The organism is Amycolatopsis sp. H20-H5, assembly GCF_035828755.1.
GTDB lineage: Bacteria > Actinomycetota > Actinomycetes > Mycobacteriales > Pseudonocardiaceae > Amycolatopsis.
Genome location: NZ_JAYMZS010000249.1, coordinates 1 through 2,575, shown reverse-complemented (window position 1 = coordinate 2,575; position 2,575 = coordinate 1). Strand labels below are relative to the sequence as shown.

Annotated in this window: 1 protein-coding gene; it reads left to right on the top strand. The window is 65.1% G+C overall.

The window, feature by feature from the left end; translation table 11 throughout:
- Positions 1-704 precede the first annotated feature (704 nt).
- Complete coding sequence (ltrA, locus tag QMK34_RS47170; RefSeq protein ID WP_326421568.1) at positions 705-2,480, top strand: group II intron reverse transcriptase/maturase; 1,776 nt, start codon at positions 705-707, stop codon at positions 2,478-2,480.
- Positions 2,481-2,575 lie beyond the last annotated feature (95 nt).

The following is a 2,575-nucleotide window of genomic DNA, read 5'->3' as shown; positions in this document are numbered from 1 at the left end:
TCCTGGCTCAACATCGCCGTGCGACACGAAGTCGCATGAGTACAGCAGCATGCATCGAAGGAGGTTCGACGTGATGTCGACGTTGAAGATGTAGTGCCCGGTCCAGTGCGCAAGGACCGTCCTCGCCTTGGCGTGCGTCGCGGGTAACTGCGGGGTGCGAAGCCCAAGGTTCAAGGCCCAAGGACTGCCGTTCCATCCGGTTGTTACAGGCTGGGGAAGACCGGACGGGTGAATAGCGTGAACCCTCGTTGACGCCTCGTCATGAGCACTCCCGCCGATGGGAAGTTCCAGCGGGAGATAGGGACCAGCCGCTGAGAGCGCGGCAGGTGCCGCCCGGACGGGCTTTGTCGGGCGGGAACGCACCACCGTCCCCGGGGTCCAGAGGGCACCCACCCCGGTCGCATCTGTCTCATGCGGAACGGGACAACCCCGATGAGGTCCAAGCGAAGCAGCTTGGTAAGCCGACCGTAAGGAAGGCAGAACTCCTCAGCGGGCGCAGGATGGCTCGAGAAGCGAACGCCGGTCGCCGAAAGGCAGCAGGAAACCGGGCACCATGATGCTGGCTCCTCCGCCAGCGGGGTCCGCATAACTGGCCGGATAGGGGCTCATGCCCTGGCCCGAAAGGGTGCTGACGCGAGCCGGGTGAGCCTGCGAAGACGTCAACTGATCGACAACGCTGGAACCGAAGGGGAAAGTTGGACACCATGGCCATGCCGGAGACGACCGTGGTCGCCGACGGCGACGGTGTGGTGAACGGACCCGAGGGCCGAAGTCTTGACTGGGACGCTGTGGAATGGCGGACGGTTGAGGATGAGGTACGGCGGCTGCGTCAGCGGATCTTCGCGGCATCACAGGCAGGGGACCAGAAGAAGGTCCGCAACTTACAGAAGCTGATGCTCCGTTCCCGCAGCAACGCGCTGGTTTCGGTGCGGCGGGTGACGGAAGTCAACGCTGGCCGCAAAACAGCCGGGGTTGACGGTGTGGTCGTGGTGACACCGGAACAGAAGGCCGATCTGGCCGACTGGGTGACACGCAGGGCCGAACCGTGGTCGCCTCGGCCGGTTAAACGGGTGTATGTGCCCAAAAGCAACGGGCGTCGCCGCCCGCTCGGGATTCCCGTGATCGCCGACAGATGCCTGCAAGCTCTGACGGTGAATGCTCTGGAACCCGAGTGGGAGGCCCGGTTCGAACCGAAGTCCTATGGGTTCAGGCCGGGCCGAGGGTGTCACGACGCGATCGTGGCGATCCACACGACGGCGAGCCGCACCGACGCGAAACGTCTGTGGGTGCTCGACGCCGATCTTGAGGCGGCATTCGACCGGCTCAACCACGACCACATCTGTGAGTCGCTGGGGACGTTCCCGGCTCGGGAACTTGTCCGGCAGTGGCTGAGAGCAGGAGTGGTCGAGGATGGCCGGTTCGCCCCGACCGGGGAGGGTGCTCCTCAAGGCGGGGTGATCAGTCCGTTGCTGATGAACGTTGCTCTGCATGGGTTGGAGGCCGCCGCCGGCGTCCGGTATCACCTCACCGGCACGCGTGCCGGCAAGACGATGTCGGGATGTCCGACGGTTGTCCGCTATGCCGACGACCTGGTCGCTTTGTGTCACTCCCGTGAGCAGGCCGAGCAGGTCAAGGCGCGGCTGACGGAATGGTTGGTGCCCAGGGGTTTGGTCTTCAATGAGGACAAGACCCAGATCACGCATCTCGATGAGGGCGTGGACTTTCTGGGGTTCACCATCCGCCGGTTCCGAGGCAGGAAGCTGCTGACCAAGCCGAGCGACGACGCGCTGCGACGGATCCGGGCACGACTGTCCACCGAGGCGAAAGCCCTGCGTGGGGCCAACGCTGACGTGGTGATCGCGAAGCTTAATCCGATCATCGCGGGTTGGGCGGCCTACTACCGGATCGGGGTGTCCAAACGTGCGTTCAACGCGTTGGACGCTCATGTGTGGAAATTGGTCTACAAGTGGGCCAGGTTCACGCATCCGAACAAGCCGACCCGCTGGGTGACCGCCCGGTATTTCGGCACGTTCAACCCAGCCAGGGCAGACAAGTGGGTATTCGGGAGTCGGGTGACCGGCTTCTATCTCCGCAAGTTCGCCTGGGCCGCGATTGTCCGGCACCGGATGGTGGCCGGGGCGGCGTCTCCGGACGATCCGTCCCTGACCGACTACTGGGCCACGCGGCGTCACCGCGGCAAACCCCCGGTGGGCAAGACCACGCTGCGCCTGTTGCAGGCTCAGCGGTGGCGATGCTCGCTATGCCGGGGGCTGTTGCTGCACGCCGAGCGCGAGCCGCAAAGCCCACGAGAGTGGGAACAGTGGCTCGCGGCCACCCGCAAGGCGGTCCGCAAACACGCGGTGACCGTGTGGGGTGCTGGCACGTCGGATGAACGCGTCGCAGATCGTCTCATACACGCCCACTGTCAGCGCCGGATCGTCGGCGACGGCAATGAGTACAGCACTTCTGGCTGCCCGTGAGCCTTCAGGGCTTGCTTGAGCCGGTTGCCTGGAAATCGGGCATGGCCGGTTCTGAGGGGGCGGGGGCGCGGCAACGCGTCCCCGCTACCCGACGA

What these genes read in the sequence shown, in the direction of transcription:
- ltrA (WP_326421568.1), top strand. Translation starts at nt 705, where the DNA reads ATGGCCATGCCGGAGACGACCGTGGTCGCCGACGGCGACGGTGTGGTG.